Source organism: Nonomuraea dietziae, assembly GCF_014195505.1.
Lineage (GTDB): Bacteria > Actinomycetota > Actinomycetes > Streptosporangiales > Streptosporangiaceae > Nonomuraea > Nonomuraea roseola.
Map to the genome: position 1 here is coordinate 1,639,182 of NZ_JACIBV010000001.1, position 14,105 is coordinate 1,653,286.

Here is a 14,105-nt window from a genome sequence, read left to right on the forward strand (position 1 = left end):
ATATCCCGACCCCTGAAATAATCTCTCGACATGACCACCGACGCGTTCATGAGCGGCACCCAGGCCCTGGTGCACCTCCTCAAGGACCAGCTCGCCGCCGACCGCAGGGCGGGGCTGGACACGGGCGCGATGGTCTCCGGCTATCCTGGCTCGCCGCTGGGCGGTTTCGACCAGGAGCTGGCCAGGTCGACACCCGAGGGCGTCGTGCACCGTCCAGGCCAGAACGAGGAGCTGGGCGCCACGGCGGTGTGGGGCAGCCAGCTGGTCACCGCGCTGCCGGATCCCCGCAAGGCGGGCGTCCTCGGCGTCTGGTACGGCAAGGCCCCCGGCGTCGACAGGGCGGCCGACGCGTTCAGGCACGGCAACTTCGTCGGCGCGCACCCCGAAGGCGGGCTGATCGCGCTCTGCGGCGACGACCCCACCTGCAAGTCCTCCACGCTGCCGAGCGCCACGGAGAGCACGCTCGTCGCGCTCGGCATGCCCGTGGTCTACCCCGGCACCGTGCAGGAGCTGCTCGACCTGGGCAGGCACGCGATCGCCGCCTCGCGGGCCAGCGGCCTCTGGGTGGCGATCAAGGCGGTGGCCAACGTCGTCGACGCCACCGCGACGGTCAACCTCGACCCCGAGCGGATCAAGCCCGTCATGCCCGAGGTGATGTGGCAGGGCAGGCCGTACCGGCACACACCCGACGCGACGCTGCTCACGCCGTACTCACTGGACATGGAGCGCACCCTGGTCGGGCCGCGGCTGGAGCTGGCCCGCGCCTACGCCCGCGAGAACGGCCTGAACCAGATCACCTGCGCCGCGCCCGAGGCGCGGCTCGGCGTCGTCGCGGCGGGCACGGCCTACTACGACGTGCGCGAGGCGCTGAGGAAGCTCGGCGTCGGCGACGAGGTCCGCCTGCTGAAGATCGGCATGCTCTGGCCGCTGGAGCCCACGGTGGTCAAGGAGTTCGCCCGCGGCCTCTCCGAGATCATCGTGGTCGAGGAGAAGGCGCCGCTGCTGGAGGGCCTGGTCAAGGACGTCCTGTACGGCACGCCCGACGCGCCCGCGGTCACCGGCAAGGCCGTCATCCCGCAGCACGGCGGCGTCGACGCCGACCTGGTCGCCAGGGTGCTCGCCGACCGGCTCTCCATCGACCTGCCGCGCCCGCGCGAGCCGCTGAAGCTGCTCGGCCCCTCCCGCACGCCGTTCTTCTGCTCGGGCTGCCCGCACAACCGCTCCACCGCCGTCCCTGAGGGCTCGGTCGTGGCCGCGGGCATCGGTTGCCACACCATGGTCGTGCTCAACCCCGAGGGCAAGGGCGAGCTGACGGGGCTCACCCAGATGGGCGGCGAGGGCGCGCAGTGGATCGGGCAGGCGCCCTTCACCGGCACCCGTCACATCTTCCAGAACCTCGGCGACGGCACCTTCCACCACTCGGGTTCGCTGGCCATCAGGGCGGCGGTCGGCGCCGGTGTGAACATCACCTACAAGCTCCTGTACAACAGCGCCATCGCCATGACCGGCGGCCAGACGATCACCCCCGCGCTGTCGGTCGCGGCGCTGACCAGCTGGCTGGAGCTCGAGGGCGTGCGCAAGGTGATCGTCACCACCGACGAGCCCTCCCGCTACAAGGGCGTACGGCTGTCGCGCATCGCCACCGTGCGCGACCGCGCCCACCTGGAGTCCGCGCAGCGCGAGCTGGCCGCGATCGAGGGCGTCACGGTCCTCATCCACGACCAGCAGTGCGCCGCGGAGAAGCGGCGGCTGCGCAAGAAGGGCGACCTGCCCGACCCGGTGAAGCGCGTGGCGATCAACCAGCGGGTGTGCGAGGGCTGCGGCGACTGCGGGCAGAAGTCCGAGTGCCTGTCGGTGCTGCCTGTCGAGACCGAGTTCGGCCGCAAGACCGAGATCCACCAGTCCTCCTGCAACAAGGACTACTCCTGCGTCGAGGGCGACTGCCCGTCGTTCCTCACGATCGTTCCAGGCGCGCGCAAGCGCGCCGCCGTCCCCGCTCCCCCCGCGATGCCCGCGCCCGACGTGGTCGTCAGAGACGCCACGATCAGGCTCGTCGGCATCGGCGGCACCGGCGTGGTGTCGGTCGCTCGGCTGCTCGGCAAGGCCGCGATGCTCGACGGCCGCCAGTCGCGCGGCCTCGACCAGACCGGCCTCGCGCAGAAGGGCGGCACGGTCGTGTCCGACCTGCGCCTGTTCGACGGCGACGAGGACCGCTCCGCCCAGGCCACCGCGGGCTCCGTCGACGCCTACCTCGCCCTCGACGTCATCGGCGGCACCGACCCCAAGCACCTGCGCACCGCCTCCCCCGAGCGCACGGTGGCCGTGGTCTCCACGCACCTGTCGCCCACGGGCGCGATGGTGCTCGACCCCTCGCAGCACGTCACCGACCTCGGCCCCCAGCTGGCCGCTCTCGAGTCGCGCACCCGCTCGGTCGTCGCGCTCAACGCCGAACGCCTGGCTCAGGCGCTGTTCGGCGACCACATGCAGGCCAACACGATCGTGCTGGGCGCGGCCTGGCAGCGCGGGCTGATCCCGCTGTCGCTGGAGTCGATGGAGAAGGCGCTCGGCAAGTCCGCCACCGCCTTCCACTGGGGGCGCGCGGTGATCTGCGCTCCCTCGGCGGTCGAGGCGCTGTTCACCGTCCCCGAGCCCGCCGCCCCCTCGGCCGAGGTGCTGCGGCGGATCGCCTTCGCCGACGGCGAGCTGCACAGGCTGCTGGCCGTACGGGTGCCCGACCTGGTCGCCTACCAGAGCCCGCGCTACGCGCTGCGCTACCTGGAGGCCGTGCGCGAGGTCCACTCGCGCGCGCCGGGCGCGATCACCGAGGCGTACGCCACCCAGCTGCACAGGCTGATGGCCTACAAGGACGAGTACGAGGTGGCCAGGCTGCACCTCGACCCGGCCGAGCGCGCCAGGATCGCCGCCGAGTTCGGCCACGGCGCCCGCGTCGCCTACAACCTGCACCCGCCGGTGCTGCGCGCGCTCGGGATGAAGCGCAAGCTGAGCCTCGGGCCGTGGTTCGACCCCGCCTTCAAGGCCTTGTACGGCCTGCGCACGCTGCGCGGCACCAAGCTGGACGTGTTCGGTCTGGGCGAGGTGCGCAGGACCGAGCGGTCGCTGCCGGAGGAGTACACCCGTGACGTGCTGCGTGCCCTGGCCTCGGGGGCCTCGGAGGAGACGGTCATGGAGCTGGTGCGGCTGCCCGAGGTGATCCGCGGCTACGAGCACGTCAAGCTGCGCGGGGTCGCCGACTACCGCGCCCGCGCCGCGGCCCTGCTGGATCGGTCCGCCTAGCGGGAGGCGCCCGCACGTCGGGCGCCTCGCAGGATGACGACCATGAAGGTCAGGCCCGCGCCGATGCTCAAGGCGTGCTGAACGACGGCGACCATCGTGTACTCGGCGGTCACGCCCATGTGGGCGCCACGAGCGGGGTCGAGGCCCAGCGACCCGCCCAGCGCCCAGTAGAGGCAGACCAGGCCCAGCCCGGCGGCCACGGCCGTCGCCATGGTGACCGGCGTCGACGAGCGGGCAGGGCCGTCCCCGACCTGGCCGAGGAAGGCCTGCGGCCATCTCTCCCTCAGGTAGATCGGCAGGGCTACGGCCAGCCCCACGGCCATCCCTGCGAAGCCGAGCGCGAGGAAGACCGTCTCCCCCTGGGGAGCCGATGTGGAGCCTTCGCCTCCGCCCAGGTCGACCCCGAGTGCGCCGAGGACACTGCTGATCACCATGTGGGGAAGCATCGGAACCAGGAGGCCACCTCGTCGCCCGGCCAGCCTCATCCGCATCGTCCGCAGGGCCCCTGGTCTGGCGGTGGCGCGGACCGGCCCTGCCGCGCTGCGCCGTGCGACGGCAGGGTGCTTTCATGGAGGAGATGGCGTTTCCCGATCCAGAGCGGACACATGCCGCGCTGGTGACCAGCGGAGACGGAGGTTACGCCATGGAGCTTCTCCTACGGCCGGGGGCGCGCGCCGACGCGGCTGACTGCGGAAGGATCTGCTTCGAAGCGTTCGACCAGTTGGCCCGCGAACACGGCTTCGTGGGCGACTTTCCCAGCGTGGAGGCCGCGACCGGGCTGATGGACACGCTTCTGGGCCACCCGGGGTTCTACAGCGTGACCGCCGAGCTGGACGGCCGGATCGCCGGCAGCAACTTCCTCGACGAGCGTTCGAGCGTCGTCGGCGTCGGGCCGATCACCGTCGATCCGGCCTGCCAGAACGCCGGCGTCGGCCGCCGGCTCATGGAGGATGTCATGCGCCGGGCCGACGAGCGGCAGGCGCCGGGCATCCGGCTGCTGCAGTCGGCCTACCACTGCAGGTCGTTCGCCCTGTACGCGGGCCTGGGCTTCCAGTTCCGCGAGACCCTGGCCTGCCTGCAGGGCCCGCCGATCGGGCGCACCGTCGCCGGCTACACGGTACGGCCGGCGACGGACGCGGACCTGGCCGCCTGCAACGAGGTGTCCAGGCGCGTCCACGGCGTCGACCGCGGCGGCGAGGTGAGCGACGCGCTCAAGCAGGGCACGGCCCGTGTCGTCGAGCACGAGGGCCGGGTGACCGGTTACGCCACGGATCTGGCCTTCTTCGCCCACGCCGTGGGAGAGACGATCGAGGACGTCAAGGCGCTCATCGCCTCGGCCACGGCTTTCGGCGGCCCTGGCATCCTCGTGCCCGCGAGCGACGCGGCGCTGCTGCAGTGGTGTCTGCGCCACGGGCTCAAGGTCACCCAGCTCATGACCTTGATGACCGTCGGGCTCTACAACGAGCCCGCCGGGGCGTACCTGCCCAGCATCCTGTACTGACGCCGGCACCGAGCCCGCTGAGACGCGGCCTCGCGCGGGGGTGTCGGCACGCCCGGCCACCCGCCGTCGGCCCGATCCAGGTGAACCTGGCGGGACGGCACGCTCTTGTTGGGCATTCGGCGTACAAGGGGTCCATCGCCCGGCAGTATGGCTGGGAGCCTTTCCGGCGCAGACCGGATATCGGCGCACGACGGCACGTCCGGAGCTGACAGGGAGATTCCATGCGCGCGGTTCCCCCCATCGCGGCGGTCCTCACCTTCCTTCTCGCCTGCACGATCGCCCCTTGGCCTGCCGCCGCGTCCACGGTGGCCCTGCCGGGCGGCAAGGCCACCTATGTCGTCTCGCAAGGACACCTGAAGGGCGCGTCCAACCAGAACTGGGTACGACTCGGCAGCTACCGCTTCTCCGCCGACGGCACGGTGACCGCGGCCCTGTATCTGTGGTGGCAGCGCCATCCCGAGGCCAGGCAGGGCACCGGCACCACCCCCGACGCGGGCTGCACCACCAAGGCGGGCGGCTCCGCATCGCGCCCCCGTACCTGCGAGGTGCTCACCGCCGGGGGCTTCACCGGCGCCCCCGACGAGAACCGCACCGGGACGTACACCGTGTCAGGGAACGTGGTGAGCATCCGGTGGAAGATCGCCCAGACGTGGACCGAGCAGTGGTTCGTGCGGCCCTCCTCCGACGGCACGCTCGCCCGTCTGGACCTCAAGCACAGCACGCTGGCCACGCACGGTTACGGATACGGCAGCAACGCGGCGCTCGGCACGCGGCGTGCGATGAGCTCGGTGAAGGCGTTCTCCGGCACGCTCAGACAGGATCTGACGAGCTGGGCGGGAGGCAAGATCGTCAACTCCAGCGGCCAGCGGTTCGGCCACTCCGCCTTCCGCGCCTGCGCCAGCACCACCTGGTGCCTGACCTACCTGCAGCCGTCGTCCTCGGGCGCGTGCCAGAAGTCGGGCGGCTGCCCCAAGTACGGTGGCGGGACGAAGGCGAACGTGAGCTCCATCCAGTACTACCTCACGAAGGTCTCCAGTTCCGATCGCCGCGACACGTTGTGGCACTGGTGCACCTGCCTGGCGATGGAGCGCGGCCAGTTCTGCTACACGGGCAACTCCCACGTCAAACCGCTCATGCAGATCATCGACGACAGGGGCGCCTTCCGCGGGTGGGTCGGCGCCGAAGCCTCCTTCTCCACCGGTGCCAGGGGCGCGGACATGCTGGCCGTCTTCCGCATCACCGACTTCCGCTGACCAGCCGCCCTGGAGCCGCGTCCCCGGGAGTCTCGGCAGGCTCACCTCGCCCTGGTCGACTCCCTGGACGGCGGCGCGGCTCAGGCGTGCCAGAGGGCGGCGAGCCGCCGGGTGGCCAGCCCGGACGGCACGGCGCGCAGCGACGCGTCGCGTAGCCACGCGGTGAGGCCGGTCCGGGAGGTCAGCCGCGACTGCCGGGACGCCGCCCGCATCATGCGGTTGGCGCTGGGCCTGCGCTCGGCGTCGTAGCGCAGGAGCCGCTGGACGACGTCCGCGGGCCCGGCGCCGGTCAGGTGGCGGGTCAGCGCGGCCGCGTCCTCGAAGGCCTGGCCGGCTCCCTGGCCGAGGTCGGGTGGCATGGCGTGCGCGGCGTCACCGAGCAGCGCGATCCTGCCGGCCGCGAACGAGGGCAGAGGTTCGGCCAGGCAGGTGATCGGGTCAACGTAGATGTCGGCGGGCGGGGTGGCCTCGATCAGCGCCGTGACGAGCGGGTGCCAGTCGGCCATCAGGGACAGCATCTGCCTGCGCGCCTCGTCCACGCCGGGCGGCGGCCCGTGCAGGGCGGAGTCGGTGAACCAGTACAGGCGGGCCTCGCCGACGGGGAACAGGCCGAACATCGCCCCGCTACGGCGGTCGACCAGCTGGCAGGCGAGCAGGTCGGTCCCCATTCCGGGAGGGCGGGGCAGCATGCCACGCAGGTCCATCCGGCCGGTCCGCCGCAGCCCTGGGTGGCCGGGCATGAGCTGTCCGCGCAGCGTGCTGCCGATGCCGTCGGCCACGATCACGGCGTCCGCCCGTGCGACGGGGTCGCCGTCGCTGATCACGCTGACGCCGGTGGGATCGGGCTCCAGACGCTCGACGGGGGTCGCGGTTCGCACCAGGTCGGCGGGCAGGGGGGCGCGTAGCGCCCGGTGCAGCTCCGCCCGGTCGATGAGGGCGGGCGTCCCGATCTCCTGCTGCGCCTGGATCGCGTCGGTGACCAGCAGCGGCCGTCCGCGCCAGTCCCGCAGTCCGGCGCGGGCGGCATGCATGACGTGCCCGCGAACGTCTTCTGCCAGCCCCAGCGCGTCCAGCGCGCGCAGCCCGTTGGGCATGACCACGATCCCGGTGCCCGCCTCCCTCAGCTCGGCGCCCCGTTCGAAGAGGGTCACCTCGTGGCCCAGGCGATGCAGCCCCACCGCGGCCGTCACTCCCCCGAGCCCGGCACCGACCACAACGATCCGCATGAGACCCTCCTCGCCTATTCACTACGATCGTACTACTACGACTATTGGTTTAACATGGCCCTGTGCCGCCCACCAATCCGGCCCGTCGCCGAGCCCTGACCGATGCCGCCATCGAGCTGCTGGCGTCCTCTGGCGCGCATGGCCTGACCCACCGCGCGGTGGAGAAGGAAGCGGGCCTTCCGCAGGGGACGGCCTCGAACTACTTCCGCAGCAGGGAGGCGCTGCTGGTGGCCGCCGCGGAGCGCATCGCCGAGCTGCATCACGCCGACACCGACCGCGCCACCGAGCAGCCCGCGACGCTGGTCGACCTGCTGACGCGATCGCTGCTCACAGCGGCGACCACACTGCGCACCCGCTATCTGGCGATCTTCGAACTGCGGCTGGAGGCCGCGCGCCGGCCGGTGCTCGCCTCGGTGCTCGCGGGCCTGCAGGACACGTCGCTGCAGATCACCGCCGGACACCACGACAACCTCGGCCTCGCCATCCCGCGAGAGAGGATCCCCGCCCTGATCGCGCTCTACGGGGGTGCGCTGTTCAGCCTGGTCACCGCGCCGCCGGGGAGCGTCAACAGGGACGTCGTCCAGGAGGTCGTTCAGGTCGTCGTGCACGGCTGCGCCCGCCACGAGGACAACCCTCGACCGGCACGGCAGGGCCCCGAACGCTGACGCGGCCTCCGGCCCCACCAGGCGACCGAACGACCGCGTGATCAGGCGAGCGCCGACGCGGTCTGCCGCGCGACCCCGCCCGAAAAGTGCCGAAGGTATGAGATTCTCGGAACCGTTGATGTTGGTGTGGCACGAGAGGCGTGACTCACGTGGCGGGGTTGGAGATTTACTTTGACGGGCTCGAAGACTGCGCGACCAGGGCCAAAGGGGTCGCCAACCAGTTCAAGAGCCTGGCCGACGAGGCTCCGCCGAGCGTCGGAGCCTCCTGTTTCGGAGACCTCGAGGGCTTCTCCGACAAGCTGGTCAAGGCCGTCAACGACCTTGAGGCGAAGATCGAGGCCGAGACGCGCCACGCCCAGCAGAACCTGACCAAGGTGGAGGCGGCCATCTACAAGGTCGTCGACAACGTTCGCAAGGCCGACCCGTCCCCCGGTCCTCGGACGGAGCAGGCGTGACGGACCAATACTTCAGCGCCATCCAGAGCCTCATCGACGACCTGACCGCTGACCAGGCCGAGATCTCGAAGATCTCGAAGCGCTGGCGGGCGCTGGCCACCACCATCACCACGGAGACCGGTGCCGTCAGGCGCGCGGTCAACACGGTGAACAACGCGTGGAACGGCGGCGCGGCCGAGAGCTTCGCCACCTACATGGCCGAGTACCCCAAGGCAGGCACGGCACTGAGCAGCGCTCTGACCAGCTGCGCCGGCAAGCTGGATGCCGCGGCGACCGCGCTGGAGACGGCCAAGGGCAAGGTCCAGGCGCTCTACCGCGAGAAAAGCGCCTGGCTGGACGCGCAGCGCAACGACCCCGAGACCACCGCGATCTCGCTGACGAGCATCAGGGCCCAGGTGTCCGACGCCCTCGAGCGGGCCAAGGCGCCGACGGCCGAGGCGACCCAGGCCATCAAGAACGCGACCGACGAGATCGGCAAGTACCTCGGCGAGGTGCAGTTCTTCTCCGCCATCCCGGCGCCCGGCGACCGGGACTTCGTCCCCGGCAACAATCCCACGATGCGCTGGATCCCCGACCCCGATTTCCTGCCGCGCACCTCGACCACCCAGTCGGCGTCCTACAACGGGGACAGCACGCCGGTCGGCGCCAACGGGTACGGCGCGAACGGATCAGGCGGTGGCGCCGGAGGTGGGGGTGGCGGCGGCGCGGGCGCGCCCTCGCTGGCGGTCCCGCCGAACGCCAGCAGCCTGGCGTCCAACCCGCGCGCCCAGGCCGTCATCGACTACGCGCTCAAGCAGATCGGTGACCCGTACGTGTGGGGCGCGACAGGGCCCCACTCCTTCGACTGCTCAGGGCTGACGCTGCGCGCGTACGAGTCGGCGGGGACCCGCATTCCGCGAGTCGCCCACGATCAGTGGATGAGCGGGCCCCGCGTCCCTGACGGCAATGCGCAGCCAGGCGATCTCGTCTTCTTCGACAACGACGGCGACGGCATCGCCGACCACGTGGGCATCGTGCTGGACCCCAAGGAGGGCACGATGATCCACGCGCCCAGAACGGGCTCCGACGTCAAGATCGCCCCCTACAGTGGCACTCCCCTCGGCTTCACCAGGCCGGGAAACAGCTGACCATGGCCCCGGCCCGCACCCTCAGCCGGCTCCCGCGTTCCACCCGGGGAGGGCATGGGGTTGTCACCTGTGCGGTCCGAGGGGGCATGATCTCCTCATGACCCGAGGCACCGTGAAGTTCTGGAAGGCCGAGAAAGGCTGGGGAGCCATCTCCTCCCCCGATCTTCCCCCTGGCCGCGACGCGTTCGTTCACTTCAGCGACATCCTCGGCGAGGGCTACAGGGAGCTGCACGAAGGCGACGCCGTGGAGTTCGACCTCGTCGAGCGCTCCCAGGACAGCTTCGACTACTGCGCCACCAACGTCCGCAGGCTCTGACCTACCGTCCGAGCGCCTTGCCGTAGGACCTGCTCGTCGGCTCGTCGACGTACTTGCCGTACGCCGGGATGGGTGCGTATCCCGCGCTCTCGTACAGCGCGATCGCCTCGGGTTGCCGGATGCCCGTGGTCAGCCTGAGGCGCGTGTGGCCGAGCTCGGCTCCCAGCGTCTCGAGCGCCTTCAGCAGCGCCCTCGCCGCCCCTCGCCCCCTGTGCGACGGCAGGACGTACATCCGCTTGACCTCGCCGGTGCGGTCGTCCACCTGCTGGAGGGCGGCGCAGGCGATCGGGCGCCCTTCGTCCACCGCGACCAGGAAGCGGGCGGCGGGGTCCACGCCCGAGCGTCCCTCCGGCCCGTAGCGCGCGACGAGCTCGGCGAAGGCCGCCTCGAGCAGGGCCTGGAGCTGGGCGTCGGCGAGCGGACGTTCCTCGATGAGCACGGTGGAACTCTACACAGGAGCCACCTAGTGCACTGGTCGGACCAGTAGGTAGGGTTCGACCATGGACTACGAGCGGTTGTTCCGCCTTGACGGGCGTCGGGCGGTTGTCATCGGGGCGGGCAGCGGCATCGGCAGGCAAGCCGCCCTGGCGCTGGCCGCCCACGGCGCGCAGGTGGTCTGCGCCGACCGCGACCTGCCCGCGGCCGAGGAGAGCGCGCGAGGCTGCGGCGGCTCCGCCGTCCTGCTCGACGTGCTCGACACCGAGGCGGTGCGCGAGACGGCCGCCGCCGCGGGCGCCGTCGACGTGCTGGTGTTCACCGCCGCCACCAACGTCCGCAAACGGCTGCTCGACTACTCGGGCGAGGAGTTCCAGCGCGTCGTGGACCTCAACCTGCGCGCCTCCTTCGAGGTGCTGAGGGCCTTCGGCGCCGGCATGGTCGAGCGGGGAACCGGCTCGATCATCGGCTTCGCCTCCATCAGGGCGGCGGTGACCGAGCCCGGCCAGGGCGTCTACTCGGCCACCAAGGCGGGCCTGGTCCAGCTGCTGCGGACCGCCGCCGCCGAGTTCGGTCCCTCGGGCGTGCGGGTCAACGCGATCGCGCCCGGGGTGGTCGAGACGCCGCTCACCAGCCAGATCAAGAACGATCCCGCCTGGTACGACGCCTACGCCGCCAAGTCGGCGCTCGGCAGGTGGGCGCGGCCCGAGGAGATGGCCGGCGCCGTGGTCTACCTGGCCTCCGACGCGGCCACCTTCGTGACGGGCTCGGTCCTGTACGTCGACGGCGGCTGGACCGCCGTCGACGGCAGGTTCAATCCGCCGAACTGAGCCTCACCTGCAGCGACGTGCCGTGGACCGTCTCGAACTCCAGCACGGTCCTGCCGCCGGTGATCCGCGCCCGGCACGGGCCCTGCGCCCTCCACCTGCCCTGGACGGTCACCCGCAGCAGGTGAGGATGGCTGGGGCGGGTCAGCCACGGCCGTGACCACGGGCTGTAGTGGCCGACGTAGCGGCCCCGCTCGTACTGGTCGTGGTCGATGCCGTTGTACAGGCGAAGGTCGGGATCGGCGACCGCGAGGACGAGGTCGTCGCCGTCGCGGCGGGTCATGAGCAGCGAGGGCGTGTCGACCTCCAGGACCGGGCCCGCCAGCCGCACTCGCTCGAAGACGGCGTAGCCGGTGATCCCGGTGGCGCGGTCGGTGACCACGTGCGCGAGGTCGTCCGCCCTGACCACCTCGTACGGCACGTCGGCGGCGAAGGCGGCCATGCGCTCGGCGGTGGTCTCGACGACCATGGCGTACTCGTAGGAGCCCGCGCGCGGTGCGCGGCCGTGGCTGATCCACGCGGTGGAGAAGTCACCGCTCGTGGGCGCCTCGGTGGCGTTGTGGCGTGAGGCCTGGGTGGAGCGGGTGAGCCCGGCCCGCTGTCCCGGTGCCAGGTAGTAGCCGATGTTCTTGTCGTCGAGCAGCCAGCGAGGCCGCAGGTCGCGGTTGTCGTAGGGGAAGGGGACCTGCTCGCCGTCCATCACGACGGCGCCCGTCCTCCTGGTCTGGAACAGGGTGGTCTCGGTCTCGTGCGTGCCGTCGGCGTTGGTGATGCCGGTGCCGAGGGCCACGATCCTGTCGTCGAACAGGAACACCGACTTGCGAGCCCTGTGGGTGCCCTCGTACTTCGGGTGCTCGTGCAGGTCCATGGCGAACAGGCCGTGCCGTCCGTCGATGGCGCAGGAGCCGCCGAAGCGGGAGTCGGTCAGCAGCATCTCCTCGATCGCCCCTGTGAGGTCTCCCTTGAGCGCGTCGAGCGGCTTGTGGATCGTGGTCGTGCCCGGCCTGCGGTTCCAGTCGTAGCCGGCGTGGGAGTAGCCGCTGTCGAGGTTGGTGCCGCGGTGCACGACCTGGATCTGGCCGTAGGTGTTGTACCTGCCGTACCAGTTGGCGCCGACGTAGATCTCGGTGGACCACAGGTAGCGGTTGTGTCCTCGGACGGTGACCTGCCAGTCGCCGCGCCTGTGGACGGTGAGCGCGGCGTAGTTGAGCGCCCAGTTGCCCGTCGGCGAGGGCTCGGCGACGACGCCCCTGGCGGCGAGCTTCGCGGCCAGCTCCTTCTGCTGCGGGGTGGGCGAGGCCGGCAGCAGCCTGAGGAAGGCGGCGCCGATCTCGTCGTCGATCGGAGCCAGCCACTGGAAGGGCACGATCGACAGCGCGGTGGTGCCGATGGGGTTGCGGCCGCTGAGGGAGATCGGCCACTGCGTCCTGCCGGCGTAGACGCGCTGCATGAGCAGGGCCTTCTTGAGCCAGCCGAACGCCTCGGTGGAGATGGCGAACCCGCCGCCGCTCATGACGTAGACCAGCGGGGCGAGGCCGGCGAATCCGTCGCGCACGTAGTCGGGGAAGAAGCCGACGTGGTGGAAGGCGGTGCCGTCGACCTTGATCCCGTCCTGGATGCCGTCGGTGGGCAGCAGGGCGATGTTCAGCCAGTCGCGCAGGGCCTTCAGGTAGGCGACCTGCTCGGCCTCGGTGTCGCGCAGCAGCACGGTCGCCAGCAGGCCGCGGAAGGTGGTGTTGAAGATGTCCATGATGGAGCCGTGGGCCATGCGGTGCTTCCAGCCGCGGAAGATCCTGCCCAGCCCGGTCAGCCAGTCGAGGTCGGCGCGCACCTGCTCGAACAGGCCGGCCTCCCTCAGGGCGTCGCGCATGAGGTAGACGGAGTCGTAGTAGCCGCGCACGTCGTAGCCGAGGTGGTGGATCGTCCCCTGGCAGCTGCCCCTGGTCCAGCCCTGCTCGCGCAGGTGGGCGACGATCTTCAGGTAGAGCGCGGCGAGGGCGGGCCTGTCGGGCGGGCTGGCCTGGTGGGCCTGGGCGATCGTCTTCATCAGGTCGGTGCAGGAGCGCAGGGTGACGGGGTTGACGAACGCCCTCAGCTCGGCGGCGATCTCGACGGGGTAGATCTGCGACTGGTAGGCGTGGACGGGACGGCCCATGAGCGCCTCGGTCTGCGCGGTGAGCGCCGGCACGTCCGGCCTGACCTGCGCGATGAGGTACTCGTCGTGATAGCGGGTGAGCAGCGCCCGCAGCGCCGCGCTCTCCTCTGACGTCGGCGGCCTCACCTGCGGCCTGTGCTCGGCGAGGAGCCTGTCGAACAGGTACAGGGCCTGCCAGTGCTGGTTGTCGTACTCGTCGCCCTCGGCGGCGATCTCGGGCAGCTGGTAATCCCTGCACGGCGCGTCGGGCCGCAGCGGCACGTTGAGCATCAGCTGGTCCAGGTGCAGGCTCCCGGTACGGCGTGGCGCGACGATCCGCAGCGTGTCCATGTCGGGCCTGGGCCTGCCGCGCATGTCGTAGGCGTAGCGCACCCATGCCGTCCGCCAGCCGGTGTAGTTCAGGTGGAACTCGAACCACAGGTCGGTCCTGTCGCCCCTGCCGAACTCGAAGCGCACCACGTCGTCGACAGGGGTCTCGTTGTGGATCCACACGCAGAAGGCGTCCACGAGCCCCTGCCACGCCTGGTCGTCACCCGGCCTGTAGGGGTCGGCCGCCCACCTGAGCGGCGCTCTGACGGTGATCACCGCACGCCCCTGGTGGTCCCAGCGCAGCGACCTCGTCCCGCAGACGGAGGTCTTGTCGCTGATGGTCAGGCCCTCGCCGGTGAAGTGCGGCGGCACGGCCGTCTCCAGCAGGAAGACCGGCGGGTCCATCGCCATGGCCCGCTGCTCCAGGTCGGCGGACAGGGCCGTGCCGGGAATCGCGGGCAACAGCACCGCGCCCTTGAGCACCGTTCTGCGTGAGATATTCGCCATGATCGCCATAAAACGCGAAAACTATCTTCACGTCC

Annotated in this window: 12 protein-coding genes; 8 read left to right on the forward strand and 4 right to left on the reverse strand. The window is 71.1% G+C overall.

Going from position 1 to position 14,105, the window contains the following annotated elements; all coding sequences use genetic code 11:
• The first annotated feature begins 30 nt into the window (after nt 1-30).
• A complete protein-coding gene (locus FHR33_RS08030; protein ID WP_183645348.1) occupies nt 31-3,294 on the forward strand; it encodes an indolepyruvate ferredoxin oxidoreductase family protein in 3,264 nt (1,087 codons plus the stop codon).
• On the opposite strand, the gene FHR33_RS08035 is transcribed toward FHR33_RS08030, so the two are convergent.
• Nucleotides 3,291-3,728 (reverse strand): hypothetical protein, encoded by a 438-nt coding sequence (locus tag FHR33_RS08035; RefSeq protein ID WP_183645349.1) that lies wholly within the window; start codon nt 3,726-3,728, stop codon nt 3,291-3,293. The genes FHR33_RS08030 and FHR33_RS08035 overlap by 4 nt on opposite strands.
• Nucleotides 3,729-3,937: 209 nt before the next feature.
• Between FHR33_RS08035 and FHR33_RS08040 the strand changes: the two genes are divergently transcribed.
• Both FHR33_RS08040 and FHR33_RS08045 read left to right on the forward strand, forming a co-directional pair.
• The gene (locus FHR33_RS08040) at nt 3,938-4,795 is read left to right on the forward strand and encodes a GNAT family N-acetyltransferase (protein ID WP_183645350.1); all 858 of its coding nucleotides are present in this window, start codon (nt 3,938-3,940) and stop codon (nt 4,793-4,795) included.
• Nucleotides 4,796-5,016: 221 nt separating this feature from the next.
• Nucleotides 5,017-6,048, forward strand: coding sequence for a hypothetical protein (locus FHR33_RS08045; RefSeq protein WP_183645351.1), 1,032 nt, complete (start codon nt 5,017-5,019; stop codon nt 6,046-6,048).
• A gap of 80 nt (nt 6,049-6,128) precedes the next feature.
• On the opposite strand, the gene FHR33_RS08050 is transcribed toward FHR33_RS08045, so the two are convergent.
• The gene (locus FHR33_RS08050; protein ID WP_183645352.1) at nt 6,129-7,274 is read right to left on the reverse strand and encodes an FAD-dependent oxidoreductase; all 1,146 of its coding nucleotides are present in this window, start codon (nt 7,272-7,274) and stop codon (nt 6,129-6,131) included.
• A gap of 62 nt (nt 7,275-7,336) precedes the next feature.
• Between FHR33_RS08050 and FHR33_RS08055 the strand changes: the two genes are divergently transcribed.
• The 4 genes from FHR33_RS08055 to FHR33_RS08070 all read left to right on the forward strand — a co-directional run bounded on the left by FHR33_RS08055 (nt 7,337) and on the right by FHR33_RS08070 (nt 9,837).
• Nucleotides 7,337-7,939 (forward strand): TetR/AcrR family transcriptional regulator, encoded by a 603-nt coding sequence (locus tag FHR33_RS08055; protein ID WP_183645353.1) that lies wholly within the window; start codon nt 7,337-7,339, stop codon nt 7,937-7,939.
• 158 nt (nt 7,940-8,097) lie between these two features.
• Entirely contained in the window at nt 8,098-8,394 is a 297-nt protein-coding gene (locus FHR33_RS08060) for a hypothetical protein (protein ID WP_183645354.1), read from the forward strand.
• Nucleotides 8,391-9,521: a bifunctional WXG100 family type VII secretion target/C40 family peptidase gene (locus FHR33_RS08065; RefSeq protein ID WP_183645355.1), complete on the forward strand. Its 1,131-nt coding sequence runs from the start codon at nt 8,391-8,393 to the stop codon at nt 9,519-9,521. Before FHR33_RS08060 ends, FHR33_RS08065 begins: the two co-directional genes overlap by 4 nt.
• 97 nt (nt 9,522-9,618) lie before the next feature.
• Entirely contained in the window at nt 9,619-9,837 is a 219-nt protein-coding gene (locus FHR33_RS08070; RefSeq protein WP_183645356.1) for a cold-shock protein, read from the forward strand.
• 1 nt (nt 9,838) lies between these two features.
• Here FHR33_RS08070 and FHR33_RS08075 read toward each other — a convergent pair whose 3' ends face one another.
• Nucleotides 9,839-10,276: a GNAT family N-acetyltransferase gene (locus tag FHR33_RS08075; protein ID WP_183645357.1), complete on the reverse strand. Its 438-nt coding sequence runs from the start codon at nt 10,274-10,276 to the stop codon at nt 9,839-9,841.
• A gap of 61 nt (nt 10,277-10,337) precedes the next feature.
• On the opposite strand from FHR33_RS08075, the gene FHR33_RS08080 reads away from it, so the two are divergent.
• Nucleotides 10,338-11,102 carry an SDR family NAD(P)-dependent oxidoreductase gene (locus FHR33_RS08080; protein ID WP_183645358.1) on the forward strand — a complete coding sequence of 255 codons (765 nt, stop codon included), beginning with the start codon at nt 10,338-10,340 and terminating at the stop codon, nt 11,100-11,102.
• Here the strand turns inward: FHR33_RS08080 and FHR33_RS08085 are convergent.
• On the reverse strand, nt 11,086-14,070 hold the full coding sequence (locus FHR33_RS08085; protein ID WP_183645359.1) for a chondroitinase family polysaccharide lyase: 2,985 nt from the start codon (nt 14,068-14,070) through the stop codon (nt 11,086-11,088). The two genes, FHR33_RS08080 and FHR33_RS08085, sit on opposite strands and share 17 nt — an antisense overlap.
• Nucleotides 14,071-14,105: the final 35 nt, after the last annotated feature.

Bases quoted from the DNA above. Each gene is read 5' to 3' on its own strand.
- FHR33_RS08030 (WP_183645348.1), top strand. From the start codon at position 31: ATGACCACCGACGCGTTCATGAGCGGCACCCAGGCCCTGGTGCACCTC.
- FHR33_RS08035 (WP_183645349.1), bottom strand. From the start codon at position 3,728: ATGGTGATCAGCAGTGTCCTCGGCGCACTCGGGGTCGACCTGGGCGGA.
- FHR33_RS08040 (WP_183645350.1), top strand. From the start codon at position 3,938: ATGGAGCTTCTCCTACGGCCGGGGGCGCGCGCCGACGCGGCTGACTGC.
- FHR33_RS08045 (WP_183645351.1), top strand. From the start codon at position 5,017: ATGCGCGCGGTTCCCCCCATCGCGGCGGTCCTCACCTTCCTTCTCGCC.
- FHR33_RS08050 (WP_183645352.1), bottom strand. From the start codon at position 7,274: ATGCGGATCGTTGTGGTCGGTGCCGGGCTCGGGGGAGTGACGGCCGCG.
- FHR33_RS08070 (WP_183645356.1), top strand. From the start codon at position 9,619: ATGACCCGAGGCACCGTGAAGTTCTGGAAGGCCGAGAAAGGCTGGGGA.
- FHR33_RS08080 (WP_183645358.1), top strand. From the start codon at position 10,338: ATGGACTACGAGCGGTTGTTCCGCCTTGACGGGCGTCGGGCGGTTGTC.
- FHR33_RS08085 (WP_183645359.1), bottom strand. From the start codon at position 14,070: ATGGCGAATATCTCACGCAGAACGGTGCTCAAGGGCGCGGTGCTGTTG.